Source organism: Allobosea sp. GW821-FHT10B12 (assembly GCF_059415545.1).
The window spans coordinates 863,376-888,994 of sequence record NZ_JBWKNL010000001.1 but is presented as its reverse complement, the minus strand read 5'-3'; the positions used below and the strand labels follow the sequence as shown (position 1 = coordinate 888,994).

The following is a 25,619-nucleotide window of genomic DNA, read 5'->3' as shown; positions in this document are numbered from 1 at the left end:
TGAGATCGCGGACGCGAATCACTGCCTCGGGCTCCGGCCCGGCGGCACCTTGCGGCCCGCGCGGGCCAGTCTGAGAAGGCCTGTCGAGCATCGCTCCGCCCCTCACATCCGGATCGAGGCGAAGAACATGGCGAAAAGCCCGTCGACCACGATGACCATGAAGATCGCCTTCACCACCGACGCCGTCACCTGATGGCCGAGCGATTCGGCCGAACCCTTGACCGCCAGACCTTCGATCGAGGCGATCAGGCCGATCACGAACGCCATGAACGGGGCCTTGATGAGGCCAACGGCGAAATGCTGCCAGGTGATCACCGACTTCAGGCGATCGAGATAGGTGTCGAGGCCGATGCCGCCATAGAGCCAGCTCACCAACCCGGCGCCGACGAGGCCCGACATGGCCGAGATGAAAGTCAGGATCGGCAGCGCGATGATCAGCGCCAGGATGCGCGGCACGACCAAGACCTCGATCGGGTCGAGCCCCATCACCCGGAGCGCGTCGATCTCCTCGCGCATCTTCATCGAGCCGATCTCGGCAGTGAAGGCAGAACCCGAACGGCCGGCGACCATGATCGAGGTCAGGAGCACCGAGAGCTCGCGCAGGACGAGGATGCCGGTCAGGTTGACGACGAAGGCGGTGGCGCCGAAGCGCTGGAGCTGGAAGATGCCCTGCTGCGCCACGATGCAGCCGACCAGGAACGAGATCAGGATGATGATCGGCGCGCCGTTGAAGGCGATCAGCTCGACCTGATTGACCAGCGACGGCCCACGGAACCGCCTTGGCCCGAACAAGGCGCCGACGCAGCCCGCCATCACCTCGCCGAGGAAGACGGCACCACCGGCCAGATCGCGGCCAAAGCGCATCACGCCCTGGCCGATGTCGACGAGGACAGTGACGAGGCCAATCGGGCGGACCGGCGGCTGATAATCGGTGACGTCGCGCTCGACCTCGGCGAGAAGCACCTCGTGCTCGGGACGGCGGCTGGTCAGCTCGACCGACGCCCCCTTCGCCTCGCCTTCCTGCTTGACCTGCCCGAGCAGATAGGCGCCGAGCGTGTCGAGGCGCTCGATTGCCGACAGATCGAGTCGGGCCTGGCGCACGCTGCCGATGCGCTCGACCAGCTCACTCGTCAGGGCCTCGAGACGCGGCGCTCGTCCCACGCTCCAGCGCCCGGCCAGCGCCACGACGAGAACGCCACCATCATCACGATAGACCGCCTGCGGCTCAGCGTCGTCGACGACAGCCATGACGGATCGCCAGCTCCCACACTCAGATTCGGCCCCCACGGCCTGTATCGCCGCGTGCCCGAAGGATAGCAAGCGCCGCCAGGATGAGCCCGAGTAGCGCGACCGGCACCATGGCGAGGAACACGCCCGGCCCGAACAGACGATAGAGATAGCCGGAGAAAATAGTGGTCAGCCCCATCGCCAGTGCACCGGCGGCAACCAAGCGGCCCTGCGCTGCTGCACGCCGGGCCTCCGGAGCGAGCGCCGAAAGCGCCGCCAGCGAGCCGAGATGGGCGCAGCCGAAAGTGGCGCCGTGCAGGAGTTGCAGCAGGAAGGTAACGGCGAGGCCGGGATCGGCGCTCATCATCCCGAAGCGCAGCGCCGCCGCCACCGCCGCGAGCGCGATCCAGAGCAGGCCGGCGAGGCCTCGTGCCGCGATGCTGCCGGCGACGAGGAAGACCACGATTTCGGCAAGGACCGCGACCGCCCAGAGCCAGCCGATCGCCTGGTCGCTGAAGCCGAGACTGCGCCAATGCAGCGAACCGAAGGCATAGAGGGCCGCATGGGTGGCGTTGACGCAGGCCGCCGCGCCGACCGCGAGCCAGAAGGGTAGTTTGAAACCGGCAGGAGATGCACCCTGCCGGATCGTCGGCGAGCTTCCCCCCGGCGGAGAGGGTGCCTGCAGGGCGGCGAGCGCCGCGAGCGAGCTGCTGCCGGCGAGGACGAACGGGATCAGCCAGGCACCGTACCGCGCGATCAGGTACCCGCCGGCAAGGTTCGAGAGCACGAAGGTCACCGAGCCCCAGAGCCTGACGCGGCCATAATCCTTCAGCGCCCCGGCTTTCACCTGCTCGGTGGTCAGGACATCAGCGAGCGGCACCACGCCTGACAACGCGATGGCGCTCAGCGCGGTCAGCACCGCGATCGGGATGAGCAGCGCCTGCTGCGCCAGAGCGAAATAGATGATTGCCGCCAGCGCGTTGAGCAGCGCCAGCAGGATGTTCGGGCGCAACCGGTCACCGAGGCCGGTCACAGATGAAGCGACGAAGACGCGGACCAGGATCGGGATCGCCAAGACATAGCCGATGTCGACATCGCTCAGCCCCTTGGAGCCGAGCCAGACCGGGAAGAACGGCAAATAGAAGCCGACGCCGAGGAAATTCAGCGCGTGCATGAGCGACAGGCGCACAGCCAGCAGGCGCGAGAATCCGGACCGGAGAGGCGGTGACATGCCCGTGGCAGCGATTTCTTAAAGAATCATCAGCAAGTTCGCAGGGGGCATCTTCGGCCGGCGAAACGCGATTCGGCCAGCCCATGGAGAGCAGCCTGGCCATGAGCGACGCGCGTTCGCTATCACCGCTGAGCGCGGCCGACTATGACGCGATCGCCGCCGCCGTGATGGAAACGGGGCGCGGTCGCTGGTTCCTGGCCGAGTATGCAAGGCGCAACCGGCAGGCCGACACCGAGATGGTGCTTTCGGCGATCGCCCGTCTCGAGCGCCTTTGCACCGTTCCCATCGCGGCGACGGAGCTTGCCCCGGACCTCTCGGAAACGGCGCGTGCGATCGCCGAACTGCGCGACGACCTCGACCGCGCCGGAGTCAGCGGCAGTTCTTCGCGCCTGTCTGCCCGCATTCAGGAGACCGCATCAGGCATCCTGGAGTCGGCGGAAGCGATCCAGGAAATCGCCTGGACGCTGCGCGAGTCGGGCTCTGAGCCGGACCTTTGCGACCGGCTCGACCGACGTGCGACCGAGATCTATGGCGCAACCACGGTGATCGAGGCTGGCGCCAACCAGATCGAAAAGGTCGCCGACACCATTGCCATGCTCGATGCGAGCCTGCGGGCAGCGGTAGATGATACCGGCTACACCCTGGCTGACGCGCCGCCACAAGTCCCCGCCGTGCCGACGGAGGTCCGCACGCCGCTCGCTCCACGGGCTGCGACCGATCCCGGCGACATCGACGTGGTCGAGGCAGGCACGCAGCAGCGCGCGCCCCTGAACGAGGCCGGCTTGCGGCTGTCGACGCAGTCCTATCGCCGACGCGGCAGCATCCAGGCCGCCGAGGACGATATCGCCTTCACCGATGTCGGCGCAGCGGCCGAGACGATCTCCATCCCAGCGCCAGCCAGCTCGGCCCGGATCGAGTTCAGCTATTCGGAGGCTGATCTGCGGGCGATTGGCTCGCTGCCGGTCGAAGACCGACTGCGCTTCTTCGGCTAGGTCCTCTCCGCGCTCAGTTCTCGCGCTTCAGCGCACTCTCGTGCCAGCGTCGCAGCAAGAGGTGCGAGACCAGGCTGGTCGCCAGGAAGATGGCGATGCCCGAGAGCGAGATCATCAGCAGCGCGGCGAAGACGCGCGGGATCTTGAGCTGATAGCCGGCCTCGAGGATGCGGTAGGCCAATCCCGACTCCGAACCACCCGTCCCTGCCACGAATTCGGCGACGACGGCGCCGATCAGCGCGAGCCCGCCCGAGATCTTCAGCCCGGCGAGGAAATAGGGCAGCGCCGCCGGCAGCTTGAGATGGCGCAGGGTCTGCCAGCGCGTCGCGCCGTGGAGCTGGAAGAAATTGATCAGGTTGTGGTCGGCCGAGTTCAGCCCGAGGATGGTGTTCGACAGGATCGGGAAAAAGGCGACGATCCAGGCGCAGATCAGCAGCGACAGGTTGATGTCGCCGGCCCAGATGATGATCAGCGGCGCGATCGCGACGATCGGCGTCACCTGCAGGATCACCGCATAGGGCAGAAGCGCCATCTCCAGCCATTTCGATTGGGTGAACAGCACCGCGAGCGTGACGCCGACGATGACAGCCGCCGCCAGCGCCATGAAGGTGATGCGCAAGGTGACCCAAAGCGACGTGGAGAGCGTGCCCCAGTCGGCGATCAGCGTCTGGCCGACCAGGAGCGGCCCGGGCAGCACATAGGACGGCACCTCGTTCCAGCGCACGGCGAACTCCCAGAGCCCGAGCACCAGAATGCCGACGAAGATCGGCGCGAGGATGCGCGGCCAGAAGCTGACCGGCAGGCCGAGGATGGTCGGCTCGGCGAGGGCAAGCGGGCGGGCTTCGGCGTCGGTGCCGTCATGCGGCACGGAGGTCGCGGATGGAGAACTCATGCGCCGATCGCCTCCTTGAGCTTGCCGGAGGCGAGCCGGCAGAGGTGAGCGTATTCGGCCGAGGTCCGGAACAATTCGTCGCGTGGATAGGGCGCGGAGACGTCGAGATCTGCCATGACACGGCCGGGCCGCGCCGCCATCACCACGATGCGCTGCGAGAGATAGACCGACTCGAAGACCGAATGGGTCACGAAGACGGCGGTGAAGCGCTCGCGCCACCACAGGTTCAGGAGGTCGTCGTTGAGGCGATGGCGGGTGATCTCGTCGAGCGCGGCGAAAGGCTCGTCCATCAGAAGGATCTTCGGCCGCATCACCAGAGCGCGCGCGATCGAGACCCGCATCTTCATGCCGCCTGAGAGTTCGCGCGGATAGGATTTCTCGAAACCCTTCAGTCCAACCAGCGCCAGCATCTCGGCCGCGCGCTCCTCGGCCTCCCGCCGCGGTACGTGCTTCAGAACCAGCGGCAGCATGACGTTGGAGAGCGCATTGGCCCAGGGCATCAACGTCGGGTCCTGGAAGACGAAGCCGAGATCGCGCTCCGATTTACCCTCGCCCGCACCGGGCCAGTCGATCGTGCCGGTGGACGGGCTGCCCAGCCCGGCGATCATGCGCAGCAAGGTCGACTTGCCGCAGCCGGACGGGCCGAGCAGGCTGACGAACTCGCCGGCGCCGAGGTCGAGATCGACGTCGCGCACGGCGATGGTGCCGTTGGCGAACTGCTTCGAGACCCGGCGGATCGAGACGAGCGGAGTTCCGCTCTTGTCGCCTGTCGCCGGAGGTGTGCTCAGATAGGCTGTGTCCAAAGGCCTGATGATCCAGTTTGCAAAAGGCCGTCATTCTCGGGCGGAGCGCAGACCCGAGAATCTCCGGCAAGAGATGCTCGGGACAAGCCCGAGCATGACGTTTCTCAGGGCTTGCCGACGCCCTTGTTGATGAACTCCAGGCTGTAGGCCTTCTTGACGTCGACGCCTGCAGGGATGACGCCGGCCTCGGTCATGGTCTTGGCGAAGCTCGCCCAGCGCGCATCGGTCATGGCACCGATGCCGAGGGTGCGCGCGTCGCCGGAGACGACGATGCCGTTCTCGTTCATCACCTTGAGAGCGTAATCGATCTTCTCCTGATCCATGTCGGGATTGTCCTTCAGGATCCGGGCGTTGGCGGCGGCGATGTTCGGGCCGCCCTTCATGTACTCAGCCCAGCCCTCGGCGGTCGCATCGACGAAGCGCTGCACGATCTCCTTCTTCTCCTGCACCATCTTGCGGGAGATCGTGATGGTGGTGTTGTAGTTCTCGAAGCCGGCATCGGCGAGGAGATGGACGACCGGCTCGACGCCGGCCTTGCGGATCACGAAGGGCTCGGAGGACAAAAAGCCCTGCTGAGTCAGCTTCTTGTCGGCGAGAAACGGCGCCATGTTGAAGGTGTAGGGCCGGATCTGCTCGTCGCGATAGCCGAATTTCAGCTTCAGGAACGGCCAGAAGCCGACGCGGGCCTGCGCCGCGATCAGGATCGGCTTGTCCTTGAGGGCGGCGAGCGTGTCGTTGCCCTGGCCGGGATGCGAGATCAGGACCTGCGGGTCCTTCTGGAAGATCGAGGCGATGCAGAGGAAGGGTAGGTTCTCCTGCGCGAAGCTCAGCGCCTCCAGCGAATTGCCCATGATCATGTCGACGCGGCCGCCGAGCAGGAGCTGGGTCGGGTTCTGCTGCGGACCGCCGGGGCGTATCTCGACGTCGAGGCCGTACTTCTTGTAGATGCCGTTGGCCGCGGCGAGGTAGAAGCCGCCATGCTCGGTCTGGGCGCGCCAGTTGGTCTGGTAGCTGACCTTGTCGAGGGTCTGGGCGTTGACGCGCGCGCCGGGCACCGGGATCAGCACCGAGGCGGCCGAGCCACCGAGCAAGCCGAGCGCAGCGCGCCGGTCGAGGCGATATTTCATCGTCATGGCCGAACCCCCTCCATCATGTCGCGAACCTGTCGCCGGGCTGCGCGATACCTGCGGCCGGCAAGCAGCTTGTATGCCACGGCCAAGGCCGTCATGTGAATGTGCGCCAGCGTTCTGCACACAGGCGGCAGCAGCGCTTCCATCGCGCCGCTCGCCGGCTATGCTGTGATCAGCCAAGGCCGTCTCCGGTGATGTCCTGCGGCGGGAAATCCAGCTGAAAACGTCTTCGCCATGAAAGCCCTGATCTTCGGCGCCACCGGCATGGTTGGACAAGGCGTTCTGCGCGAGTGCCTGCACGACCCCGGCGTCGAGGAGGTCGTCACGATCGGCCGCACGGCGACGGTCCAAAGCCACGCCAAGCTGCGCGAGATCGTCCATGCCGACCTCACCGACTATTCGGCGATCGAAGCAGAGCTCACCGGTTTCGATGCCTGCTTCTTCTGCCTCGGCGTCGCCTCGGCCGGGATGAGCGAGGCCGATTACAGCCGGATCACCCATGACATACCGCTCGCCGCGGCGCGGACGCTTGTTCGGCTCAACCCAGCGATGGCGTTCGTCCATACCTCCGCAGCAGGCACCGACAGCAGCGAGAGCGGCCGCGTGATGTGGGCCAGGGTCAAGGGCAGGACCGAGAACGCTTTGCTCCGCCTGCCGTTCAAGGCGGTCTACATTTTCCGGCCCGCCGGCATCCGCCCGATGCACGGCATCACCTCGCGCACCACGCTCTACCGTATCGGCTATGCCATTACGGCCCCGCTCCTGCCCTGGCTCGAGCGGACTTTCCCGCGCTACGTCACCTCGACCGAACGGCTGGGCAAGGCGATGCTGAAGGCCGCCCGCGTGGGCGCGCCCAAGCCGATCCTCGAATGCGAAGACATCAACCGGCTATGAACTGCCGCCGGCAAGGACAGACGACATGAGCGCGCGTTTCTGGGGCGACCTGAAGACCACCGACTTCGCCGGCCTCTCGCCCGATGCGACGATCGCCGTGCTCCCGCTGGCGGCGATCGAGCAGCATGGCCCGCATCTGCCCGTCTCGGTCGACACCACCGTGATGAACGCGATGCTGGCGCTCGCCATGCCGCAGGTTCCGGCCGAGCTCGATGTGCTGGTGCTGCCGACCCAGGCGATCTGCAAGTCGAACGAGCATCTGCATTCGCCGGGGACGCTGACGATCTCCTGGGACAGCGCGATCCGAAGCTGGATCGAAATCGGCGAGAGCGTGAAGCGCGCCGGCCTGCGCAAGCTCGTGCTCGTCACCTCGCATGGCGGCAATGTCGACCCGATGAAGGTTGTGGCGCGAGAACTCCGCGTCAGCCAGGGCGTGTTCGCGGTCTCGACCTCCTGGAGCAGTTTCGGCCTGCCGCCCGGGCTCTATGACGAGATGGACGCCAAGCACGGCATCCATGCCGGCGACATCGAGACCTCGCTGATGCTGCATTTTCGGCCCGATCTCGTCGACATGAGCCAGGCCGGCCGCTTCGTGCCGAGGACGGTCGAGATGGCGGACGAGGGCTACAAATGGCTGAGGCCGACCGGAGCCCATCCCTTTGCCTGGATGGCGCAGGATGTTCATTCGTCCGGCGCGGCGGGCGATGCCAGCCTCGCCACCGCCGAGAAAGGCAAGGCGACGGCCGAATTCCAGGCCGCGGGTTTCGTCGAATTGCTGGCGGATGTGGCGCGGTTTCCGCTGGCGAAATTGCACAAGGCAGAGTGAGCCGGCGTCAATCCGGATCGAGCAGCCTCGGCCCTGCGCCCTGTTTGCCGAGCTCGTCCCAGGGATTGTGCAGCGGGCAGCTCCTCACGGAGAGACAGCCGCAGCCGATGCAATCGGTGAGGTGGTCGCGCAGGCGCGTCAGCCGGTCGATGCGATGCTCAAGCTCCTCCTTCCAGGCGGCGGAGAGCCGGCTCCAGTCCTCCGCCGTCGGCGTGCGCTCCTGCGGCAGCGCCTTGAAGGCCTCGCGGATGGTCTTCAGCGGGATGCCGGTGCGCTGCGCCACCTTGATGATGGCGACGCGGCGCAGCACCTCGCGCGGATAGCGGCGCTGGTTGCCGGCATTGCGGCGGCTGCGGATCAGCCCTTCCGCCTCGTAGAAGTGCAGCGCGGAGACGGCGATGCCGCTGCGGCTCGCGACCTGACCGACGCTGAGATCGTCGGTGAAGGGATTGCGGGCTGGGTGCTTCATGACGCTTGACCTTAACCTTACTTGAGGTCTTATAGAGGTCGCTCCGCTGCATCGCCAGCCCCCCGGAGCCATCCCATGCACCGCCCGCTCATCCCCCAGATCAAGGTCGCCGTGATCTATGGCAGCACGCGCCAGGGGCGCCTGTGCACCAAGGTCGCAGGCTGGACGATCGCGCAGATCGAGGGCGACGGCCCCTTCTCAGTCGAGAGCGTCGACCCCGGCGCCCACGACCTCGCCGAACAGGCGGAACGGCTCGGCCGGGCCGATGCCTTCATCGTGGTGACGCCCGAATACAACCGCAGCTTCCCGGCTCCGCTGAAGGCGCTGATCGACGGCACGGGCGCGCAATGGCGCGGCAAGCCGATCGCCTTCGTCTCCTATGGCGGCGTCTCGGGCGGCCTGCGCGCCGTCGAGCAACTGCGCCTTGTCTTCGCCGAATTGCACGCGGCGACGATCCGGGACGGGGTCTGCTTCGCTAATGCCTGGGACCAGTTCGACGAGACCGGCCGCCTGCGCGATGCCGATCGCGCCGAGCGAGCAATGGCGACCATGCTCGGCCAGCTGCATTGGTGGGCAAGCGCGCTCCGGACCGCCCGCAATACCGTGCCCTACGGCCAGTTCGCGGCCTGAGCGGCCTCTGGCAGGACACAATATCGATAGCTGCTCGCGGGGATTTTCCCGTGTCAGCAGCTTGTCGGAGGCGAATTCATCGGCCGGACACCTGCCAGTGGAAGATTTCCCTGAAAATGCAGGCACCTAACGCCGCGATGCAGTTTGCTTCACAAATTCGAACTGGTGCCAGCGGCGGCATCCGGGAAGGATCGGGTGGACCGACCCCTCCTTCTGCGGAGCCGCCATGCAGCTCAAACTCCTGCGCAACGCCCTGCTCAAGCTGAGCTATGCCGGCAAGACCCTGCTGATCGATCCGGATTTCGGCGAGAAACTCAGCCGCCGCTCGATCGCCGGCAAGTCGCAGAACCCGATGGTCGACCTGCCCGAGCCGATCGAGGAGATCCTCGCCGGTGTCGACCATGTCATCGTCTCGCATCTGCATGCCGACCATTTCGACGATGTCGCCAAGGCGCGTATCCCGAAGGACATCCCGCTGATCTGCCAGCCCGGCAACGAGGAGGCGATCCGGGCGGCCGGCTTCACCAATGTCGAGCCGCTCGACCATTTCGTCCGCATCGGCCCGATCGTGGTCAAGCCGCAGCCGGCGCAGCACGGCACCGGGCCGGTCATCGAGGTGATGGGCAAGGTGATGGGCTTCACCCTGGAAGCGCCGGGCGAGCCTTGGATCTACTGGTGCGGCGACAGCGTGCTTTATCCGCCGCTGCAGGAGGCCGTCGCCAAGGCCGAACCCGACGTGATCGTCACCCATTCCTGCGGCGCGCTCTGGGACGGCACGCTGATCGTGATGGATGCGCAGCAGACGCTCGACTTGGCCGAGCAGGCGTCGCAGGCGACGATCGTCGCCGTCCATATGGAAGCGCTCGACCATGCCAGCGTCAGCCGGCAGGCGTTGCGCGAGGCGGCCGAGGCCCGCGGCATCGGCCGCGAGCGGCTGCTGATCCCGGCCGATGGCGAGACGATCGAGCTGAAGACGTCGGTGCACGCCGGCACCTGACCGACGCTGTCATCTCGGACAAGCCGCGAAGCGGGCTGATCCGGGATCCATGCCTGAACCGTTCCGGCATGGGTCCCGGGTCTGCGCTTCACTCACCCGGGACGACCTGAATTCAAGTACGAAAGGCCCCTATTCCCCCGCCTTGAGCTGCTTGGCGTAGATGTCCTTGTACTGCTCGCGCAGCAGGTTCTTCTGGACCTTGCCCATGGTGTTGCGCGGCAGGTCGGCGACGATGAAGACCTGCTTCGGCAACTTGAACTTGGCTAGGCGCTGCTCCAGAGCCTTGGCGATGCCTGCGGCGGAGATCTCCGAACCGGCCTTGGCCACCACCACGGCGGTGACGCCCTCGCCGAAATCCGGATGCGGGCAGCCGATCACGGCGCTCTCGATCACGCCCGGCATCTCGTCGATCTCGGCCTCGACCTCCTTGGGATAAACGTTGTAGCCGCCGGTGATGATCAGGTCCTTGCCGCGCCCGACGATGTGGACATAGCCGGCCGGGTCAATCTTGCCGAGATCGCCGGTGATGAAGAAGCCATCCGGACGGAACTCCGCTGCGGTCTTCTCGGGATTGCGCCAATAGCCCTTGAAGACGTTCGGGCCCTTGACCTCGATCATGCCGATCTCGTCGCGGACGAGCTCCTTGCCGCTCTCCGGATCGGTGACGCGCGCCGAGACGCCCGGCAGCGGAAAGCCGACCGTGCCCGCCACCCGGTCCCCGTCATAGGGGTTCGAGGTGTTCATATTGGTCTCGGTCATGCCGTAGCGCTCGAGGATGGCGTGGCCGGTGCGCTCGCGCCATTCGCGATGCGTCTCGGCGAGCAGCGGCGCCGAGCCGGAGACGAAGAGGCGCATATGCTTCACCGCCTCCTTCGACAGGCGCTGGTCCTGGAGCAGGCGGACATAGAAGGTCGGCACGCCCATCATGCTGGTCGCCTTGGGCAAGTGCTTGAAGACCTGCTCAGGGTCGAACTTCGGCAGCAGGATCATCGCCGCGCCGGCGAAGAGGATCACATTGGTCGCGACGAAGAGGCCATGGGTGTGGAAGATCGGCAGCGCGTGCAGCAGCACGTCGCCCTTGGTGAAGCGCCAGTAGTCGACCAGCGCCAGCGCGTTCGAGGCGAGGTTGTCATGGCTGAGCATCGCGCCCTTGGAGCGCCCGGTCGTGCCGGAGGTGTAGAGGATGGCGGCTAGATCGTCCGCACCGCGGGCGACATCGGCGAACTCGCCGGAAGCAGCGTTGGCCTTGTCGAGCAGGCTGCCCGCGCCGACGCCGAGCGTTTCCAGCTTCGCACCGGTCTTGTCGGCGAAGGGCTTCAGTGCCTCCGACTTGGCGGGATCGCAGACGAAGACGGCCGGCTCGGCATCGCCGAGAAAGTATTCGATCTCGGCCGGGGTATAGGCGGTGTTGAGCGGCAGGAAGATCGCCCCAGCCCGAACGGTGCCGAGATAAAGCATCAGCGCCTCGATGCTCTTCTCGACCTGGACGGCGACGCGATCGCCCGGCTTCACGCCGAGCGCCACCAGCGCATTGGCGAAGCGGGCGGAGACCGCAACCATGTCGGCGTAAGTATAGGTCCGGCCGTCATCGAGGAACGCGAAGGGCGCGGTTGGCGCCGGCATGCGGGCCTTGATCAGGTCGAACAGATGATTGCCCATGATTTCGGGTCCTTTCAGGCGTTTCCGTTGTTTTTGGTCAGTTATTGGCCGGCCGCAACTGCTTCTTCACCGAGGAGGAAGCGACCACGGTATTGCGGCTGGCGAAGGCCTCGTGATTGGTCTCGATGTCGTCGAGCTCGTAGCGATAGTTGACCATCACGCCATGCGACTCGCGCAGACCGCGATCGGAGAGATTGCCACCGACGTTGATCCGCTCCAGCCGCGCGCCATTGCCGAGATGGAAGCGCGCGACCGGGTCGATCACACGGCCCGAAGAAGTCCGGGCCCGCAGCATGTACTGCGCCATCATCTGGCCGAGGAGCTTGTCGCGGCGGGCACTGGTGACCTCGTCCTGCTTCGCGATCTCGGCCGGCGCCTGGATCAGCAGCGCCGCTTCCTCATTGGTCAGGCCCAGTTCGGCCGGCTCCGCCAGCGCCGGTCCGAGCCAGCGGGCGAAGCCCGGCACCGGCGACAGCGTGACGAAGACGTCGAGCCCCGGCAATTCGCGCTTCAGATCCTCGGCGACCTGCTTGATCAGAAAATTGCCGAAGGAGATGCCGCGCAACCCCTCCTGGCAGTTCGAGATCGAATAGAACACTGCAGTCGTCGCGGACGAGGCCGGCAGCACCTCGCGCGCTTCACTCAGCACGTCGACGATGCGGCTCGGGCTCTCGCGGGTCAGCGCCACTTCGACGAAGATCAAGGGCTCGTCGATGAGCTGCGGATGGAAGAAGGCGAAGCAGCGCCGGTCGGCTGGCTCGAGCCGGCGGCGCAGATCGTCCCAGTCCTTGATCGCGTGAACCGCCTCATAGCGGATGATCTTCTCCAGCACATTGGCGGGAGTGGTCCAGTCGATGCGGCGCAGCACCAGGAAGCCACGATTGAACCAGGAACCGAACAGGTGCCGGAAGTCGGCATCGACCGCCTTGAGCTCCGGCTCCTGTTTCATCGCCTCGAACAGGCTCTCACGCATCCGCACCAGCACATGGGTGCCGCCGGGCGCGAGATTGAGCCGGCGGAAGAGCTCCTGCCGGCGCGGCTCGGAGGCGAGATGGAGCTGGCCGATCGCCTCGGCGTCGGGATTGTCGCGATAACGCTCCAGCGCGGCGTCGAGCCGCTCGCGATCAGGACCGAAGCGCTCCTGCAGCAGCTGGAAGAAGGCGAGCCGGCCGGGCTCGTCGAGCTGCTCCCAATCGTCGAGCACGGCCTGCGCCAGCGCCATGCCCGAGGCCTCGCCGCGGCCCGAGAGCAGATCCTCGCAGAGCTTGTCGAGCGGTCGGCGGCGATTCGAGGCGAAGCGCTCGAAATTGATCAGCGCCCGGCCGCGATCGGCGACGCTAGTCAGGAGATCGCCAAGAAACGCCATCTGCACCCCCAAGGCCTGCTACCAGCGCCATCCTATACGAGTTTACCGCAGTGCAAACGCGACAGGCCGCGACACGATCGCGCTACTTCAACAGCTCCCAGGCCTTGAGGAAGAAATCGGGCGCGCCGAAGTTCCCCGACTTCAGCGCCACCACCATCTCCGGCCCGTCAACGACGCGGGTCCAGGGCACGCCGGGATCGATCTCCGGCCCGATCTCCAGCGTACGGATGGCAAGACCCTGCACGACCGCGCCGGAGGTCTCGCCGCCGGCCACGAGCAGGCGGGTGACGCCGCCGGCGCTCAGAAGCCGAGCGACCTCGGCGAAAGCATGCTCGACGATCTCGCCGGCCTTGTCGCGGCCGAGCTTGTCCTGCACCGAAGCGACCTCGGCCGGGTCGTCGCTGGAATAGACGAGGAAGGGCTTGTCGGCCGGCTGAGCCAGGGCCCAATCCGCCAGCTCCTTCGCCGTCTGCTGCCCGCCAGCCAGCGCCAGAGGATCGACTTTCAGTGCCGGGATACCGGCCGCGAGCGCTGTCTTGATCTGGCCGCGTGTCGCAGTCGAGCAGCTGCCGGAGATGATGCCGGCGCGGCCGGCCGGTGCCGAGAGATGCGTCGCGGTCTCGCGCCAGGGCAGCAGCCCAGTCTTGCGGAAGTTTTCGGGAAGGCCCATGGCGATGCCGGAGCCGCCGGTGAGCAGCACATGCTCCGAAATCGCCTCGCCGAGCACCATCAGATGGCCGTTATCGAGCGCGTCGGTGACGACATAGCGCACATCGTCGGCCGCCAGCTCGGCCAAGCGCTTGCGGACGGCGGCGGCGCCTTGGTTGACGGAAGCATAGGAGGCGAGCCCGACCTTGTGCGCGGTCTGCGCGCCCATCAATCGCATCAGGTTGGAATCCCGCATCGGGGTCAGCGGGTGATCCTTCATCGAGCTCTCATGCAGCGGCACCTCGCCGACGAAGAGGTAGCCCTGGAAGATCGAGCGGCCATTGGCCGGGAAAGCCGGGCAGACGATCGCCTGATGGGCATTGAGGCGCTGCATCAGCGCATCGGCGACCGGGCCGATATTGCCCTTGGCGGTCGAATCGAAGGTCGAGCAATACTTGAACAGGATCTGCCGCGCGCCGGCCGCCAGCAGCGCCTCGCAGGCAGCGAGCGAATCCGCCACAGCCTCGGCGACTGGATTGGTACGCGACTTCAACGCGACGACGACGGCGTCGGCCTCGGGCAGGGTTGCGCCGGCGGCAGGGGCACCGATGACCTGGACCGTGCGCATCCCGGCGCGGTTCAGCATCAGGGCGACGTCGGTCGCGCCCGTCATGTCGTCGGCAATCACACCCAGCAGCATCGTTCGACCTTTCCTTGCGTTCCCCACGACCATATGAGCGATCCGCGGCGAAAATCTTGCATACCAAAATTAGTGCGAGCGGCGACAGGCCTTGCCCGCCCTGCCGCCATGCAGGCGCCGGCGGCTGGTATTCGTCATACTGTATCCATTGCGCCAATCGCGGCGTCGTGGAATGTTCGCGGCAACGCTCGGCGGGGGCAAGCCGAGCCTATCGACGATCACCGAAAAATGCGCCAGCTTGGTACCGAATGGGACCAAACAAAAATCTCCCGCGGGGCTCCGGGATCGCCGCAAGAGCGATGGAGCCTCGGCCAACGGGCCCAGGTCAAAGCAAAACAACGATGAGGGGAACAGCGATGAAACGTATCGTTCTGCTGGCGTCGGCGGCCATGCTTGGCCTCGCCGCGCTTCCGGCACAAGCCCAATCACCATCGACCTTGCGGATCGGGCTCCAGGAGGACCCCGACATGCTCGATCCGCACAAGGCCCGCACCTTCGTCGGCCGCATCGTCTTCATGGGCCTGTGCGACCGGCTCGTCGACATCGATCCAGAGCTGAAGATCATCCCGCGGCTCGCGACCGAATGGTCGTTCTCGGCCGACGGGCTGACGCTGACGATGAAGCTGCGCACCGACGCAAAATTCCATGACGGCGAGACGTTCAACGCCGAGGCGGCCAAGGCCAATCTCGAACGAGCGATGACGCTGCCGGATTCGCTGCGGAAGTCCGAGCTCGCCTCGGTCGAGAGCGTCAGCGCGCCCGATCCGGCAACGCTCGTCCTCAAGCTCAAGCGCCCCGATGCGACGCTGCTAGCCCAGCTCACCGATCGCGCCGGAATGATGCTGTCGCCGAAGAGCCTCGGGCCCGACATCACCGCCAAGCCGATCTGCTCCGGCCCCTACCAGTTCGTCGAGCGCGTCCAGAACGACCGGATCGTGCTGGACAAGTTCAAGGGGCATTGGGAAGCGGACAAGTACCAGTTCGACCGGATCGTCTACCGCGCCATTCCCGACACCACGGTCCGCCTCGCAAACCTGCGCGCCGGCGAGCTCGACATGCTGGAGCGCCTGGCGCCGACCGATGTGAAGTCGGCCAAGGCCGACAAGAGCCTCAAGATCGAGAGCACGGCCAATCTCGGCTACCAGGGCATCACCATCAACACCAGCCATGGCGAGGCCGCCAACCAGCCCATGGGCAAGGACAAGCGAGTGCGACAGGCGCTTTCGCTCGCCGTCGACCGCAAGGTGCTGAGCCAGGTCGTGTTCGAGGGGCTCTATGAGCCGATGAACCAGCCCTTCAACCCGGGCAACCAGTATCTCTCCGCCGCCCTGCCGGTGCCGGAGCGCGACGTCGCCAAGGCCAAGGCCCTGCTGAAGGAAGCCGGCGTCGCCAAGGTCAGCGTCGAGCTCTTCGTCACCAACAATCCGGTCGACGCCCAGCTCGGCCAGGTCATCCAGGCGATGGCGCAGGAGGTCGGCATCGACGTCCAGATCCGCTCGACCGAATTCGCCAGCCAATTGCGCGACCAGCAGCAGGGCAAGTTCCAGATGAGCCGGATCGGCTGGTCCGGCCGCATCGATCCCGACGGCAACATCCACCAGTTCGTCACGACCAAGGGCAACCAGAACGACGGGCGCTACTCCAATGCCGAGGTCGACAAGCTGCTCGACGAGGCCCGCACGCTCTACGACGTCGCCGAGCGCAAGAAGCGCTATGACGCGGCGCAGAAGATCCTCCAGGACGAACTGCCGATCGTCTATCTCTACAACCAGACCGTTTTCTTCGCGCTGCGCTCCAACCTCCAGGGCTTCGTGATCAATCCCGACGGGATGATCCGGCTCTCGGGATTGAAGCGGTCGTGAGAAGTTCACCCGAGTCTAGGGAGCGCAGCCGCGCTCCCTTCCCGGCCTGCAACGGTGACCGGCAGCCATGTTCGCGCTGATCGGCCGCCGCGTCCTGATTGCGATCCCGACGCTGTTCCTGGTGTCGCTGTTCGTCTTCGCCCTGCAGAGGGCATTGCCGGGCGATCCGTTCCTCGTCATCGCAGGCGAGGAGCGCGATCCCGAGGTGATCGCCCGCCTGCGCGAAATCTACCGGATGGACGACCCGATCGTGGTGCAGTTCTTCGCCTGGCTCGGCCAGGTGATCCAAGGCGATTTCGGCCGCTCGCTGCGCACCGGCGAGCCAGTGCTGAACCTCATCCTGCAGAAGCTGCCGGTGACGATCCAGCTCGCCACCGCCTCGATCATCATCGCGCTCATCATCGGGCTTCCAACCGGCATCATCGCGGCGCGGCGCAAGGGTACGATCGTCGACTATTCGGCGAGCGCGCTCGCTCTGTCGGGCCTCTCGATCCCGAATTTCTGGCTCGGCATCATGCTGATCCTTGTTGTCGCCGTGGAGCTGAAATGGCTGCCGGCCTCGGGCTTCGAATCGATCTTCGTCGATCCCAAGGCCGCAATCGAGCGCCTGATCATGCCGGCCTTCGTCCTCGGCGGCGGGCTCTCGGCCTTCATCATGCGCCACACCCGCTCGGCCATGCTCGAAGTGCTGCGCTCCGACTATGTCCGCACCGCCCGCGCCAAGGGGCTCGACGAGGAAACCGTCGTCCACCGCCATGCGCTGCGCAACGCACTCATCCCGATCATCACCCTGTCGACACTGCTGTTCGGTGAATTGCTGGCCGGCGCCGTGCTGACCGAGCAGGTCTTCACCATCCCCGGCTTCGGCAAGCTGATCGTCGATGCCGTCTTCAACCGCGACTATGGCGTCGTACAGGGCGTGGTGCTGTGCACGGCGCTCGGCTTCATCCTGATGAACCTGCTCGCCGACGTGCTCTATATCCTCGCCAATCCGCGCCTGAGGAACGCCTGATGAGCGCCACGATCGAGACAGGCGCCACCGGGCCCTTGCAGACACGCCCGGGTGTGCTGCGACGGCTGATACGCAACCGCTCGGCACTGATCGGCGGAGCCCTCGTTCTGACCTTCGTCCTGCTGGCGATCCTGGCGCCGATCCTGCCGCTGGCCGACCCGTTGAAATCGAACTTCCTCGCGATCCGCAAGCCGCCCTCGGAACTCTACTGGTTCGGCACCGACGAGCTTGGCCGCGACCAGGTCTCGCGCCTGTTCTATGGCGCGCAGACCTCGCTGCTTGCCGGCATCGTCTCGGTCTCGATCGCGCTGGCGATCGGCATTCCGTTCGGCCTTGCCGCCGGCTGGTATGGCGGCTGGGTCGACATCGCGATCTCGCGCGTCACCGAGGCGCTGCTCGCCTGCCCTTTCCTGATCCTCGCCATCGCCTTCGCCGCGATCCTCGGCCCCTCGCTCACCAATGCGATGATCGCGATCGGCCTCTCGGCGGTGCCGATCTTCATCCGGCTGGTGCGCGGCCAGGTGATGACGGTCAAGGCCGAGGATTTCGTCGAGGGGGCGCGATCGGTCGGGGCGCGCGATCTGCGCCTGATGCTGATCCACGTCCTGCCCAACACGCTCTCGCCGATCATCGTGCAGGCGACGCTGTTCATGGCCCAGGCAATCATTCTCGAAGCCGCCCTCTCCTTCCTCGGCCTCGGCCAGCAGCCGCCCTCCCCGTCCTGGGGCCAGATGCTCAACGTCGCCAAGAATTTCATGGAGCAGGCGCCGTGGATGTCGGTAGCGCCCGGCATCGCCATCTTCCTGGCGGTACTGGGCTTCAACCTGCTCGGCGACGGCCTGCGCGACGCGCTCGATCCCAAAGAATCCTGATCCTACTGCCTAAGGAACCACCCATGTTCACCACCCGCCCCGAGATCCTCGGCACCTTCGGCGTCGTCACCTCGACGCATTGGCTCGCGACCGCGTCGGGCATGGCGATGCTGGAGAAGGGCGGCAACGCCTTCGACGCCTGCGCCGCCGCAGCCTTCGTGCTGCAGGTGGTCGAGCCGCATCTCGTCGGGCCGGCCGGCGACATGCCGGCGGTGTTCTATTCAGCCGAGACGAAGAAGGTCGAAGTGCTCTGCGCCCAGGGGCCGGCACCGGCGGCCGCGACGATCAAGGCCTATAAGGACCTCGGCATCGACATCATCCCCGGCGACGGCCTGCTCTCGACTGTGATCCCCGGTGCCTTCGGCGGCTGGATGACGATGCTGCGCGACCATGGCCGGCTGCCGCTGCGCGAGGTCCTGGAGCCGGCGATCGGCTATTTCGAGAACGGCCACCCGATGCTGCCGCGCGTCTCCGACACGATCGTGGGGCTGAGCGACCTCTTCACGAATGAATGGACGACATCGGGCGCGGTTTATCTCCCCGGCGGCAACGCCCCGAAGGGGCGCGAGCTCTTCCGCAATCCGGCTGCCGCCAACACCTACAAGCGTATTCTCGCCGAGGCGGAAGCCGCCGGCAGCGATCGCCAGAAGCAGATCCAGGCTGCCTACGACACCTGGTACAAGGGCTTCGTCGCCGAGGCGATGGACGCCTTCTGCCGCACGCAAGCGCCGATGGATTCGACCGGCCGCCGGCACAAGGGCCTGCTCACCGCGCAGGACATGGCCGGCTGGACGCCGCATTACGAAGCGCCGGCAAGCGTGACCTACCATGACTGGGAGGTCTTCAAGATCGGCCCCTGGGGTCAGGGCCCGGTCTTCCTGCAGACGCTGAAGATCCTCGAAGGCTTCGATCTCTCGGCAATGGGCCCGGCCAGCCCCGAATTCATCCATCATGTCGCCGAGGCGATGAAGCTCGCCTTCGCCGATCGCGAAGCCTATTACGGCGACCCGGATTTCGTGAAGGTGCCGCTCTCGACGCTGCTGTCGGAGGATTACGCCCGTGGCCGCCGCGAGTTGATTGGTAATGAGGCCTCGAAGGAGATCCGCCCGGGCGCGGTCCCGGGCTTCGAAGCCCAGGTCGCGCAGGCGCTCGCCAATATCCGGATCGCCGGCCAGCATGGCGCCGCGACCAGCGCGACCGTCGGCGAGCCGACATTGGCCTCGATGGTCGCCTCCTCGCAGCGCGGCGACACCGTGCATATCGACGTGATCGATCGCTGGGGCAACATGGTCGCGGCGACGCCGTCGGGCGGCTGGCTGCAATCCTCGCCGGTGATTCCCGAGCTCGGCTTCCCGCTGAACTCGCGCGCCCAGGCCTTTTTCCTCGAAGAGGGGCTGCCATCCTCGCTCGCGCCAGGCAAGCGCCCGCGCACGACGCTGACCCCGACGATCGCCTTCGAGAACGGGCAGCCGCGCCTCGCCTTCGGCACACCGGGCGGCGACCAGCAGGAACAATGGCAGCTCGGCATGTTCCTGCGCCGGGTGCATCACGGGCTCAATTTGCAGGAGGCGATCGATCTGCCGCTGTTCCACACCCAGCATTTCCCCTCGACCTTCTATCCGCGCGAGGCGCGGCCCGGCCATCTCGCGGTCGAAGAGAGCGTCGGCGAGGCTGTCCTGGCCGATCTTATCCGCCGCGGGCATGAGCTGGAGCGGGCTCCGGCCTGGACTGTCGGGCGTCTCACCGCAGCCGAGAAGAGCGCCAACGGGCTCTTGCGTGCCGCCGCGACGCCGCGTCTGATGCAGGCCTACGCCGCCGGCCGCTGAGGAAAAAGCCTATGACCTGGTCCATCGTCGCGCGCGATGCCGCGACCGGCGCCTATGGCGTCGCCGTCTCGACCTGCGCCTTCGCCGTCGGCTCGCGCGTGCCCTATGGCTGCGGCAGGGTCGGTGCGATCGCGACGCAGGCCTTCGTCAACCCGCTCTACGGGGTCGATGGCCTCCGGCTGCTGCAGGAAGGGCGCTCCTCGGTCGAGATCATCGCCAACCTGACCGCTGCAGATGAAGGCCGGGCGCACCGGCAATTCCACCTGATCGACCGCGACGGCCGCACCGCATCCTTCACCGGTAATGCCTGCATCGACTGGTGCGGGGCGGTGAACGGGCCGCAGGTCTCGGTCGCCGGCAACATGCTGGCCGGTCCGGAAGTCGTCCAGGAGACGCTGAAGGCCTATGTCGAGAACTCGGGGCTCGACTTCGACGAACGCCTGCTGGTGGCGCTCGAAGCCGGCGAGAAGGCCGGCGGTGACAAGCGCGGCCGGCAATCCTGCGCCATCCGGATCTGGGCGAGTGAGCCGGTGCCGAGCTTCGACATCCGGGTCGACGACCATGCCGATCCGCTCGCCGAACTGCGCCGGATCTGGCGGGTGGCGCATCAGCGCTATGTGCCGTTCCAGCTGGCCTCGCCCTCGCGGGCGCGGCCTGCCGGCGTCACCGACCGGGCCGAGCTCGACCGGCTGTGCGGGGAGTACGCTGCGGCGTGGAATGCGCGGCATCCGGAGTGACGGTCGGCGGAGCCGATCGTCATGCTCGGGCTTGACCCGAGCATCTCGGAAACCAGTGCCTTCTCGTCATGAGATTCTCGGGTCGGCGCTACGCGCCGCCCGAGAATGACGGCTCTGGTCACGCCGCCTTGGTAGCGCGGCCCTCGGCAGCCCACTTGGCGTACCAGCTCTTGAAGCGGCGCCACTCGGTCTCGACATAGTTGCGCTGGGCGTCGGAGAGCCTGTCAGCGTCGTTGAAGTGACGCCCATAGGCCTTGTGCCCCTCCAGCACCATCAGGTGCTTGTAGTAGAGCACCAGATCGACTCCCTCGTCGAAGGACGACAGCACATAGAGCGCCCGCTCCAGCTCGAGCGCGTCGCGCTCGGCCTGCGGGTCACCGGCGGCCGCCTTCTGCGAGAGCGCGACGAGGTGCAGCACCTCCTTGGGCAGGGCGTTGCCGATGCCGGTGATCGCGCCCTTGGCGCCGCACCGGATGAAGCCGTGGGTGACCTGCGTGTCGACGCCGACCATCAGGGTCAGCTTCGGATCACGGTTGGTGATGTGCTCGGCCGCATAGGTCAGCGCCGCGCCGCCACCGAACTCCTTGAAGCCGACGAGATGCGGGAAGCGCTCGTTGAGCGCGAAGAACAGGTCGGCCTTGGTCTCGTAGCCGTAATAGGGGCTATTGTAGATCACCGACGGCAGGTCGACCGCCGCTTCCAGGATGCCTTCGAAATGGGCGCGCTGAGCCTGGAGCGAGGAGCCGCGCGAGAGCACGCGCGGGATGACCATCAGGCCCTGGGCGCCGGCCTTCTTGGCATGAGCGGCGAGCGCGGCGGCGCGCTTGGGGTTCTGCGCGCCGGTGCCAACGATGAGCGGGATGCCACCCTTCACGAGGGCCTCGACACCCTCCATGCGCTGCTCGTCCGTCAGCAGCGGCCAGTCACCCATCGAGCCGCAATAGACGACTGCCGACATGCCGGCGTCGATCAGATGGCGGCCGGTGCGCACCAGCTCAGCATAGTCGACATCGCCCGAGGTGGTGCAGGGGCTCATCAGGGCGGGGATGGTGCCGCTGAAGATGTTCTTGGTCATGGCAGAGGTCCGCTCGCAGGAGGAATGCGGCTGCGGGCCGATCGCCCGCAGCAACGATAATAGCCTGAAGATCAGGCCGTGATCGACTGGCCGGCCTTGCGCAATCCGGCGAGCACCGGCGCCTTGGGCAGCCAGATCTTGTCGAACTCGGCGATGACGGCCTCGGAATCCTTCGGGTTGGCGAGCTTGAAATTGGCACCTGCCGCCTTGAACTGCTCGACCAGCTTGGGCTCGTTGCCGGCGAGCGCGTCGATCTGCTCGTCGAGCGCGGCGCGCACCGTCTTGGTGATCAGTTCGCGATCGGCTGCCGACATGCCTTGCCAGACGCGACCCGAGGCGAGCGCGATCACCGGCATGAAGATCGCGTTCATCTGCAGGATAGTCTTCGAGACCTTGTCGAAGCGCTGGTTCCAGGAGAACTCGAGATCGGCCTCGAGCCCATCGACCTGGCCATTGGTCATGGCGTCGAAGACCTGCGGCGTCGGGATCGGGGTCGGCGCGGCGCCAAGCAGTTGGTAGAAGTCGCGGTAGACCGGCGTCGGATTGATGCGCAGTTTCATGCCCTTGATGCCGGCGACGCCATCGATCTCCTTGGCGGCGAAGACGGCGCGCATGCCTGTGATGCCCCAGGCCAGGCCGACGCAGCCGGTCTCGCGCGGCAGCACGTCGAACAGGCCCATCGCCACCGGGTGGCGCACCAGCTTGGCGATCTTGGCGGTGGAGTCGACAATATAGGGCGCGGTGATCGCGCCGATCGCCGGCACGCGCGAGCCGAGCTCGGCGGCCATGATCCAGCCCATGTCGAGCGCGCCGGACTGCATCTGCTGCAGCATCGCCGCCTCGTTGCCGAGCTGGCCGGAGTGGAAGACCGTGAGGTTCAGCCGGCCATTGGTCTCGGCCTTCAGGCGCTCACCGACCTTGACGGCCGCGACGTTCCAGGGATGGCCGTTCGGGGTGAGGATGCCCAAGCGCAGATCCTTGCTCTGGGCGAGCAGCAGCGCCGGCTTGGCGATCGGCAGGGTCGCGGCGGTGGCGATCAGGTGACGGCGTGAGATGGTCATGACGGAACTCCCCTTATTGGTTGGCGGACAGGTTCACTTCACCAGGGCCAGCGACAGCCATGGGTAGATCGAGAGTAGGACCAGGAGGACGCAGGAGATGATGAAGAAGGGCAGCGTCACCAGGAACATCTTGCCGGGCTTTGCTCCCGTCACCGCGGCGGCGACGAAGAAGCACAGGCCCACGGGTGGCGAGAGCAGGCCGAGCACGAGGTTGATCACCACGACGACGCCGAAATGGCGGGGATCGATCGCATAGACCTCGGTCGCGATCGGCAGCAGGATCGGCACCGTCATGATCAGGCCGGGGATGCCGTCGATCACCGTGCCGATGACCAGCAGGATGACGTTGACCAGCAGCATGAAGGTCACCGGGTCCTTGGCGATCGCCTGGATCGAGGCGGCGACGCTCTGCGGGACCTTGCCGTAGACCAGCACCCAGGAGAACACTGCGGCGGCGGCGACGAGGAAGAGCACGATCGCCGAATAGACGCCGGCGCGCAGCATCATCTGCGGCAGCTGGCCGAAGCTGAGCTGCTTCGTCCAATAGCGGCCGATCAGCAGCGCCGCGACCGAGCCGACCGCCGCCGCCTCCGTCGCATTGGCGAAGCCGCCAAGGATCGAGCCGACGATGACGATCGGGATCAGCAGGGTCGGCGCCGAGCTCAGCACGATCTTCGCACGCTCGCGCAGGGTCAGCTTGTCGCCGGCCGGGTAGTTGTAGACGAAGCCCATGCCGGCGATGATCAGGAAGAACAGGATGGTCAGGAGCACGCCCGGCACGATGCCGGACATCAACATGTCGCTGACCGAGACCTGCGCCAGCACGGCGTAGACGACGAACATCACCGACGGCGGAATGATCGGGCCGAGCATGCCACCATAAGCGGTCAGGCCGGCGGCGAAGTCCTTGTCGTAGCCCTTGCGCTCCATCTCGGGGACCATGACCTGCGCCATGATCGCGACCTGGGCCGTCGCCGATCCGAGGATCGAGGCGACGAACATGTTGGCGAGGATGTTGACATAGGCGAGCCCGCCCTTGAGCGAGCCGACGAAGGCCATGGCGAGATCGACGATGCGGCGGGTGATGCCGCCACCATTCATGATCTCGCCGATCAGGATGAAGAGCGGGATGGCGATCAGCCCGTAGCTGTCGACGCCACCGAACATCTGCAGCGGGTAGTTCGGCAGCAGCTGCATGTTGCCGGTCGCCGCCATGTAGATGAGGGCGCCGAGGCACAGGCACAGCGCGATCGGCACGCCGGCCAGCATGATGCCGAAGAAGGCTCCAATCGTGATCGCCATCAGTTCACCACCCCGTCGGCATTGGCGGCGAAGCCCGGCAGTTCCTGCCTGGCGACGAGGCCGAGATCCTCGAACAGGTTGGCCAGCGCATGCAGCGTCATCGAGAGCGCGAAGATCGGCATGATCAGATAGATCACCCAGGTCGGCCAGTTCAGCGTCTGGGTCCGCTCGGTGTAGATGAAGTTGAAGGACCCAGCGGCGAATTCCCTGGCGTCGAAGCCGGCCTGGGCGATGCCGACAGGATCGAGCCAGAGCCAGCACATCACGCCGAGGCTGATGCCGAACAGGACGACGCCGAGCGTCGCGACCACCCGGAAGATCGCGGCGCCGCGCGCCGAGAAGCGCTCGGTCAGCATCGTCACCGCGAAATCGAGCCGCATGCGCGTCATGGCGGAGGCGCCGATGAAGGTGAGCCAGACGACGCTGTAAACCGCGGATTCGTCGATCCAGTAGATCGGATAGCCGGTGTAGCGCGTGACCACATTGAGCAGGATCAGTGCCGAGAGCAGGAACATCAGGCCCTGGATCGCGCGGTGCTCGAGCCGGAGCAGACGCCCTGACAATCCGACGATCGCCTCCGGTACAGCCATGGAGCGGCCTTTCGCCGCGACAGCTTCGTTGTTCATGCTTGCCTTCCCCTGGCTGCGTTGTAGATTGTATAAAATCTACGTGTCAATGGTTTTTCGCAGCGCGACCAGCTAGGCTGTGGCCGATGTCCCCTCCCCTGAAGCACCGCACCCTGTCCTCGGCGATCCTCGACCGCCTGCGCCAGGAGATCCTCGACGGCAGCTACCCCGCCGGCTCGCAGTTGCGGCAGGACGCGCTGGCACAGGCCTATGAGGTCAGCCGCATCCCGGTGCGCGAGGCGCTGTTCCAGCTCGAGGCGGAAGGGTTCGTGCGGATCGTGCCGCATAAGGGCGCGATCGTCTCAGGGCTGTCACTGGATGAGATCAACGACGTCTTCGAGCTGCGCAAGCTCCTGGAGCCGCGGCTGCTGGCGAGCTCTGTACCGGCGCTGACGGCAGAGGATTTTGCGGCCGTCGCCGGGATGGAAGCGGCCTTCGAGGAGGCGATGGCGGCGCGCGACATCAGCCGCTGGGGACTGCTCAACGCCGATTTTCACATGGCGCTCTATGCGCGGGCGACGCAGCCGCGCACGCTCGCGATCGTCGCAGGACTCCTGCAAACCAGCGACCGCTATACGCGGCTGCAATTGCAGCGCAGCTCCTCGATCGAGCGGGCGCGGACCGAGCACAACGAGCTGATCCGGCTCTGCCACGCCGGGGCGATGCAGGAGGCGAGCCGCCTGCTCGTCGACCATATCGAGCTGGTCAGACGGGATCTGGTGGCGTTCCTGGAGGAGCGCGGGAAGGGGTAAGAGCTCCCCTTACCGCCATGGTCGGGCTTG

Annotated in this window: 24 protein-coding genes; 11 read left to right on the top strand and 13 right to left on the bottom strand. The window is 66.2% G+C overall.

Annotated features, from left to right (window positions below):
* Window positions 1–102 precede the first annotated feature (102 nt).
* Window positions 103–1,248: an MlaE family lipid ABC transporter permease subunit gene (locus AC07O0_RS04280; RefSeq protein WP_494620329.1), complete on the bottom strand. Its 1,146-nt coding sequence runs from the start codon at window positions 1,246–1,248 to the stop codon at window positions 103–105.
* 22 nt (window positions 1,249–1,270) lie between these two features.
* Window positions 1,271–2,458 (bottom strand): MFS transporter, encoded by a 1,188-nt coding sequence (locus AC07O0_RS04275; protein ID WP_494620327.1) that lies wholly within the window; start codon window positions 2,456–2,458, stop codon window positions 1,271–1,273.
* Window positions 2,459–2,559: 101 nt separating this feature from the next.
* Here AC07O0_RS04275 and AC07O0_RS04270 point away from each other — a divergent pair, with 101 nt between their 5' ends.
* On the top strand, window positions 2,560–3,450 hold the full coding sequence (locus AC07O0_RS04270; protein WP_494620325.1) for a hypothetical protein: 891 nt from the start codon (window positions 2,560–2,562) through the stop codon (window positions 3,448–3,450).
* Between the two features lie 13 nt (window positions 3,451–3,463).
* Here AC07O0_RS04270 and AC07O0_RS04265 read toward each other — a convergent pair whose 3' ends face one another.
* From AC07O0_RS04265 to AC07O0_RS04255, 3 genes are all read right to left on the bottom strand, one after another.
* Window positions 3,464–4,342 carry an ABC transporter permease gene (locus AC07O0_RS04265; RefSeq protein ID WP_494620323.1) on the bottom strand — a complete coding sequence of 293 codons (879 nt, stop codon included), beginning with the start codon at window positions 4,340–4,342 and terminating at the stop codon, window positions 3,464–3,466.
* Complete coding sequence (locus AC07O0_RS04260; RefSeq protein WP_494620321.1) at window positions 4,339–5,145, bottom strand: ABC transporter ATP-binding protein; 807 nt, start codon at window positions 5,143–5,145, stop codon at window positions 4,339–4,341. Before AC07O0_RS04260 ends, AC07O0_RS04265 begins: the two co-directional genes overlap by 4 nt.
* A gap of 104 nt (window positions 5,146–5,249) precedes the next feature.
* Entirely contained in the window at window positions 5,250–6,278 is a 1,029-nt protein-coding gene (locus AC07O0_RS04255; protein ID WP_494620319.1) for an ABC transporter substrate-binding protein, read from the bottom strand.
* A gap of 231 nt (window positions 6,279–6,509) precedes the next feature.
* Here AC07O0_RS04255 and AC07O0_RS04250 point away from each other — a divergent pair, with 231 nt between their 5' ends.
* Together AC07O0_RS04250 and AC07O0_RS04245 are read left to right on the top strand one after the other, a co-directional pair.
* The gene (locus AC07O0_RS04250) at window positions 6,510–7,169 is read left to right on the top strand and encodes an NAD-dependent epimerase/dehydratase family protein (RefSeq protein WP_494620317.1); all 660 of its coding nucleotides are present in this window, start codon (window positions 6,510–6,512) and stop codon (window positions 7,167–7,169) included.
* A 25-nt stretch (window positions 7,170–7,194) separates the two neighbouring features.
* Complete coding sequence (locus AC07O0_RS04245) at window positions 7,195–7,995, top strand: creatininase family protein (RefSeq protein ID WP_494620315.1); 801 nt, start codon at window positions 7,195–7,197, stop codon at window positions 7,993–7,995.
* Between the two features lie 7 nt (window positions 7,996–8,002).
* On the opposite strand, the gene soxR is transcribed toward AC07O0_RS04245, so the two are convergent.
* Window positions 8,003–8,464, bottom strand: coding sequence for a redox-sensitive transcriptional activator SoxR (gene soxR, locus AC07O0_RS04240; RefSeq protein WP_494620313.1), 462 nt, complete (start codon window positions 8,462–8,464; stop codon window positions 8,003–8,005).
* Window positions 8,465–8,539: 75 nt separating this feature from the next.
* On the opposite strand from soxR, the gene AC07O0_RS04235 reads away from it, so the two are divergent.
* A complete protein-coding gene (locus AC07O0_RS04235) occupies window positions 8,540–9,094 on the top strand; it encodes an NADPH-dependent FMN reductase (protein WP_494620311.1) in 555 nt (184 codons plus the stop codon).
* A gap of 226 nt (window positions 9,095–9,320) precedes the next feature.
* The gene (locus tag AC07O0_RS04230) at window positions 9,321–10,091 is read left to right on the top strand and encodes an MBL fold metallo-hydrolase (RefSeq protein WP_494620309.1); all 771 of its coding nucleotides are present in this window, start codon (window positions 9,321–9,323) and stop codon (window positions 10,089–10,091) included.
* Window positions 10,092–10,220: 129 nt separating this feature from the next.
* Here the strand turns inward: AC07O0_RS04230 and AC07O0_RS04225 are convergent, their stop codons facing one another.
* The 3 genes from AC07O0_RS04225 to otnK form a co-directional block, all read right to left on the bottom strand.
* Window positions 10,221–11,750: a malonate--CoA ligase gene (locus AC07O0_RS04225; RefSeq protein ID WP_494620307.1), complete on the bottom strand. Its 1,530-nt coding sequence runs from the start codon at window positions 11,748–11,750 to the stop codon at window positions 10,221–10,223.
* Between the two features lie 37 nt (window positions 11,751–11,787).
* Window positions 11,788–13,116, bottom strand: a complete 1,329-nt coding sequence (locus tag AC07O0_RS04220) for a malonyl-CoA decarboxylase (RefSeq protein ID WP_494620305.1) — start codon at window positions 13,114–13,116, stop codon at window positions 11,788–11,790.
* 82 nt (window positions 13,117–13,198) lie between these two features.
* Window positions 13,199–14,464, bottom strand: coding sequence for a 3-oxo-tetronate kinase (gene otnK / locus AC07O0_RS04215; RefSeq protein WP_494620303.1), 1,266 nt, complete (start codon window positions 14,462–14,464; stop codon window positions 13,199–13,201).
* Between the two features lie 356 nt (window positions 14,465–14,820).
* Here otnK and AC07O0_RS04210 point away from each other — a divergent pair, with 356 nt between their 5' ends.
* The 5 genes from AC07O0_RS04210 (at window position 14,821) to AC07O0_RS04190 (ending at window position 20,773) form a co-directional block, all read left to right on the top strand.
* Complete coding sequence (locus AC07O0_RS04210; protein ID WP_494620301.1) at window positions 14,821–16,326, top strand: ABC transporter substrate-binding protein; 1,506 nt, start codon at window positions 14,821–14,823, stop codon at window positions 16,324–16,326.
* Window positions 16,327–16,393: 67 nt separating this feature from the next.
* Window positions 16,394–17,338 carry an ABC transporter permease gene (locus tag AC07O0_RS04205; protein WP_494620299.1) on the top strand — a complete coding sequence of 315 codons (945 nt, stop codon included), beginning with the start codon at window positions 16,394–16,396 and terminating at the stop codon, window positions 17,336–17,338.
* Window positions 17,338–18,210 (top strand): ABC transporter permease, encoded by an 873-nt coding sequence (locus AC07O0_RS04200; RefSeq protein ID WP_494620297.1) that lies wholly within the window; start codon window positions 17,338–17,340, stop codon window positions 18,208–18,210. The genes AC07O0_RS04205 and AC07O0_RS04200 overlap by 1 nt, the downstream gene beginning before the upstream one ends.
* Before the next feature lie 23 nt (window positions 18,211–18,233).
* The gene (locus AC07O0_RS04195) at window positions 18,234–20,036 is read left to right on the top strand and encodes a gamma-glutamyltransferase family protein (RefSeq protein ID WP_494620295.1); all 1,803 of its coding nucleotides are present in this window, start codon (window positions 18,234–18,236) and stop codon (window positions 20,034–20,036) included.
* Between the two features lie 11 nt (window positions 20,037–20,047).
* Window positions 20,048–20,773, top strand: a complete 726-nt coding sequence (locus AC07O0_RS04190; protein ID WP_494620293.1) for a DUF1028 domain-containing protein — start codon at window positions 20,048–20,050, stop codon at window positions 20,771–20,773.
* Window positions 20,774–20,891: 118 nt separating this feature from the next.
* Here the strand turns inward: AC07O0_RS04190 and AC07O0_RS04185 are convergent, their stop codons facing one another.
* The 4 genes from AC07O0_RS04185 to AC07O0_RS04170 all read right to left on the bottom strand — a co-directional run bounded on the left by AC07O0_RS04185 (window position 20,892) and on the right by AC07O0_RS04170 (window position 24,837).
* Entirely contained in the window at window positions 20,892–21,848 is a 957-nt protein-coding gene (locus AC07O0_RS04185) for a dihydrodipicolinate synthase family protein (protein ID WP_494620291.1), read from the bottom strand.
* A 71-nt stretch (window positions 21,849–21,919) separates the two neighbouring features.
* A complete protein-coding gene (locus tag AC07O0_RS04180) occupies window positions 21,920–22,909 on the bottom strand; it encodes a TRAP transporter substrate-binding protein (RefSeq protein WP_494620289.1) in 990 nt (329 codons plus the stop codon).
* Window positions 22,910–22,942: 33 nt separating this feature from the next.
* Window positions 22,943–24,211: a TRAP transporter large permease gene (locus AC07O0_RS04175; protein WP_494620287.1), complete on the bottom strand. Its 1,269-nt coding sequence runs from the start codon at window positions 24,209–24,211 to the stop codon at window positions 22,943–22,945.
* Window positions 24,211–24,837 (bottom strand): TRAP transporter small permease, encoded by a 627-nt coding sequence (locus AC07O0_RS04170; protein WP_494620285.1) that lies wholly within the window; start codon window positions 24,835–24,837, stop codon window positions 24,211–24,213. The genes AC07O0_RS04175 and AC07O0_RS04170 overlap by 1 nt, the downstream gene beginning before the upstream one ends.
* An 86-nt stretch (window positions 24,838–24,923) precedes the next feature.
* Here AC07O0_RS04170 and AC07O0_RS04165 point away from each other — a divergent pair, with 86 nt between their 5' ends.
* The gene (locus AC07O0_RS04165) at window positions 24,924–25,589 is read left to right on the top strand and encodes a GntR family transcriptional regulator (protein ID WP_494620283.1); all 666 of its coding nucleotides are present in this window, start codon (window positions 24,924–24,926) and stop codon (window positions 25,587–25,589) included.
* Window positions 25,590–25,619 lie beyond the last annotated feature (30 nt).

Excerpts from the sequence above, each read along its gene's own strand:
- AC07O0_RS04280 (WP_494620329.1), bottom strand. The coding sequence starts at position 1,248 with ATGGCTGTCGTCGACGACGCTGAGCCGCAGGCGGTCTATCGTGATGAT.
- AC07O0_RS04275 (WP_494620327.1), bottom strand. The coding sequence starts at position 2,458 with ATGTCACCGCCTCTCCGGTCCGGATTCTCGCGCCTGCTGGCTGTGCGC.
- AC07O0_RS04270 (WP_494620325.1), top strand. The coding sequence starts at position 2,560 with ATGAGCGACGCGCGTTCGCTATCACCGCTGAGCGCGGCCGACTATGAC.
- AC07O0_RS04265 (WP_494620323.1), bottom strand. The coding sequence starts at position 4,342 with ATGAGTTCTCCATCCGCGACCTCCGTGCCGCATGACGGCACCGACGCC.
- AC07O0_RS04255 (WP_494620319.1), bottom strand. The coding sequence starts at position 6,278 with ATGACGATGAAATATCGCCTCGACCGGCGCGCTGCGCTCGGCTTGCTC.
- AC07O0_RS04250 (WP_494620317.1), top strand. The coding sequence starts at position 6,510 with ATGAAAGCCCTGATCTTCGGCGCCACCGGCATGGTTGGACAAGGCGTT.
- AC07O0_RS04245 (WP_494620315.1), top strand. The coding sequence starts at position 7,195 with ATGAGCGCGCGTTTCTGGGGCGACCTGAAGACCACCGACTTCGCCGGC.
- soxR (WP_494620313.1), bottom strand. The coding sequence starts at position 8,464 with ATGAAGCACCCAGCCCGCAATCCCTTCACCGACGATCTCAGCGTCGGT.
- AC07O0_RS04235 (WP_494620311.1), top strand. The coding sequence starts at position 8,540 with ATGCACCGCCCGCTCATCCCCCAGATCAAGGTCGCCGTGATCTATGGC.
- AC07O0_RS04230 (WP_494620309.1), top strand. The coding sequence starts at position 9,321 with ATGCAGCTCAAACTCCTGCGCAACGCCCTGCTCAAGCTGAGCTATGCC.
- AC07O0_RS04225 (WP_494620307.1), bottom strand. The coding sequence starts at position 11,750 with ATGGGCAATCATCTGTTCGACCTGATCAAGGCCCGCATGCCGGCGCCA.
- AC07O0_RS04220 (WP_494620305.1), bottom strand. The coding sequence starts at position 13,116 with ATGGCGTTTCTTGGCGATCTCCTGACTAGCGTCGCCGATCGCGGCCGG.
- otnK (WP_494620303.1), bottom strand. The coding sequence starts at position 14,464 with ATGCTGCTGGGTGTGATTGCCGACGACATGACGGGCGCGACCGACGTC.
- AC07O0_RS04210 (WP_494620301.1), top strand. The coding sequence starts at position 14,821 with ATGAAACGTATCGTTCTGCTGGCGTCGGCGGCCATGCTTGGCCTCGCC.
- AC07O0_RS04205 (WP_494620299.1), top strand. The coding sequence starts at position 16,394 with ATGTTCGCGCTGATCGGCCGCCGCGTCCTGATTGCGATCCCGACGCTG.
- AC07O0_RS04200 (WP_494620297.1), top strand. The coding sequence starts at position 17,338 with ATGAGCGCCACGATCGAGACAGGCGCCACCGGGCCCTTGCAGACACGC.
- AC07O0_RS04195 (WP_494620295.1), top strand. The coding sequence starts at position 18,234 with ATGTTCACCACCCGCCCCGAGATCCTCGGCACCTTCGGCGTCGTCACC.
- AC07O0_RS04190 (WP_494620293.1), top strand. The coding sequence starts at position 20,048 with ATGACCTGGTCCATCGTCGCGCGCGATGCCGCGACCGGCGCCTATGGC.
- AC07O0_RS04185 (WP_494620291.1), bottom strand. The coding sequence starts at position 21,848 with ATGACCAAGAACATCTTCAGCGGCACCATCCCCGCCCTGATGAGCCCC.
- AC07O0_RS04180 (WP_494620289.1), bottom strand. The coding sequence starts at position 22,909 with ATGACCATCTCACGCCGTCACCTGATCGCCACCGCCGCGACCCTGCCG.
- AC07O0_RS04175 (WP_494620287.1), bottom strand. The coding sequence starts at position 24,211 with ATGGCGATCACGATTGGAGCCTTCTTCGGCATCATGCTGGCCGGCGTG.
- AC07O0_RS04170 (WP_494620285.1), bottom strand. The coding sequence starts at position 24,837 with ATGAACAACGAAGCTGTCGCGGCGAAAGGCCGCTCCATGGCTGTACCG.
- AC07O0_RS04165 (WP_494620283.1), top strand. The coding sequence starts at position 24,924 with ATGTCCCCTCCCCTGAAGCACCGCACCCTGTCCTCGGCGATCCTCGAC.